General features: G+C 42.5%; 2 protein-coding genes. Both read left to right on the top strand.

Features of this window, described 5'->3' with window-relative positions; genetic code table 11:
* On the top strand, positions 1–439 hold a 439-nt coding region (locus MRX98_RS21635; protein WP_246915199.1), incomplete at its 5' end, for a hypothetical protein.
* Positions 440–569: 130 nt separating this feature from the next.
* A complete protein-coding gene (locus MRX98_RS21630) occupies positions 570–1,400 on the top strand; it encodes a class I SAM-dependent methyltransferase (RefSeq protein ID WP_246915197.1) in 831 nt (276 codons plus the stop codon).
* Positions 1,401–2,096: the final 696 nt, after the last annotated feature.

The following is a 2,096-nucleotide window of genomic DNA, read 5'->3' as shown; positions in this document are numbered from 1 at the left end:
GCGCGGCAATGGCCGTGAAAAACCGGCATTTGTGATCACCAACGATTTTCAAATGCCCGTGGAGCGTTTGGTGGGCAACTATGCCCGCAGGTGGCGTGTTGAAAACGGTATCGTCGAAGCCGTGAAGTTCTTTCACCTCAATGCATTATCATCGCCGATAGCGATAAAGGTGCACTTCGACATCGCACTGACGATGATTGCAGACACCCTCTACACCATGCTGGCCAAAAAACTGCGCGGCTTCGAAGACTGCGACGCACCTAAATTGTATCGACATTTTGTAAGTGGTAAAGGCATTGTCGAGGTGCAGGGCAAAAGCGTCAATATCATCTATCCCAAGCGAGCACACAACCCGATCCTGCGCCAGGTTCCGTGGGAAAATTTGCCCGGTCAATTGCCGTGCTTGGATGGCTCGAGGATGGTTTTGAACTTCAGCTGAGATCCGCTGGGATGTTATTTTTCTGTGACGCTTTAAGCTACGCGAAAATCGGTGATGAACAAAAAAAATTCTATCCGGCGTACAAGCCGGTGTGTTGATTCAACGGCATTGAAAGGAAAGTATGCATCATATGGCTAAATTCTCTAAAGATGAACTTGTTAAAAAACGTAATAATATCATCGCGCAATATGGTGAATGGACATCTCATAATATCGATTTGGGATATGGCCTTCACACATGCGATAAAGATGTTGGAGATATGTGGCGGGTTGATTTTTATAAAAAAATTCTCAGAGATTTCCATTTCGACAGGTGGGAACAAGTTAAGATGGCAGATTTGGGCTGTCTGGAGGGCCTATTCGCTATTGAGTTTGCAAAACTTGGGGCCGAAACTGTTGGGATTGAAGGACGATATACAAACTTGGTAAAAGCTCAATTTGTCAAAGATGTCATTGGGTTAAAAAAATGTACATTCCATCAGGATGACGTTCGAAATTTTACTATAGAGAAATATGGAAATTTTGATATTGTTTTGTGTTGTGGCATTTTTTACCATCTTGATGCTCAATCAGCTTTAGAACTTATTCACAGCATATCAAAAATACTCAGTAAAGGTGGAATTCTTATATTAGATACGCATATAGCAATAGACGATCTCGACCCTAAAGATAATCCCTTTAAATTAGGAAAAATTTTATCTATTGAATATGATGGTGACATTTTTGATGGAAGGAATTATAAGGAATTCGAATCGAATGCCACGGTTGCAGAGAAAGAGAAAGCCCTGTGGTCATCGTTAGATAATGCAGCTTCTTTCTGGTTTACGAGAAAGTCGCTTTACAGAGCCTTGAAAAAATACGGATTCGACACAGTTTATGAGAATTTGCATGACCCAAATGTTGAGGTAAGCAAAATTGATAGGTTGGTATTTATTTCGGTCGAGAACTCTGCTTTTAACTAAAAATGTAGAACTAATAAATGGCGTTTCCGGTAGCAGAAATCTGGGAAGATAGGGGACGGGGAAGATAGAAGATAGGGGACGTACGTCATAAATAGAAGATAGGGGACGTACGTCATATATTCATTTATTGGAGAGAAGATAGGGGACGTACGTCAGAAATGCAGTTGCAGCTCCTTAGGAAATAGGGGACATACTACAAATATTCAGTTTCTTATCCTTCGTTGCTATCTCGTCTTTGGCCTGTTGCTGTAAGATTAACGATTGATTGACAATTCGTGCATAGCTGCATACTACGCGAAGTAGGGGACGTACCTCAGAAATTCAGTTTTGGGGGAAGTAGGGGAAATAGGGGACGGGAAGTAGGGGACGTACCACAGATATACAGTTTCTTCTCCTCCGTTGCTATCTCGCCTTTGCCCTGTTGCTGCAACATTAATGATTAATTGATAAATTTTCAATAGCTGCATACTATCGTCATAACTGCAACAAAGGAGATGTGCAACTTGAAACCGGAAAGTGTCGTCGTTTCAAAAAGAGGCTACATCGTCCTGCCTGCTGCCACGGGGCATTCCATATCTTGAGGTAAAGTCAACCGCTTTACCTGTTGTGAAACCGGAGGAAATCGACGCTGCGCTGATCTAAAGTTCATCAGGTAGTAACCGGGCGTCGTGGATAACCGCCAATACATCGATTCCG

This window comes from Desulfatitalea alkaliphila, assembly GCF_022968795.1.
Taxonomy (GTDB): domain Bacteria; phylum Desulfobacterota; class Desulfobacteria; order Desulfobacterales; family Desulfosarcinaceae; genus Desulfatitalea; species Desulfatitalea alkaliphila.
The sequence above is the reverse complement of the archived record's forward strand: the minus strand, read 5'-3'. Positions and strand labels throughout refer to the sequence as shown.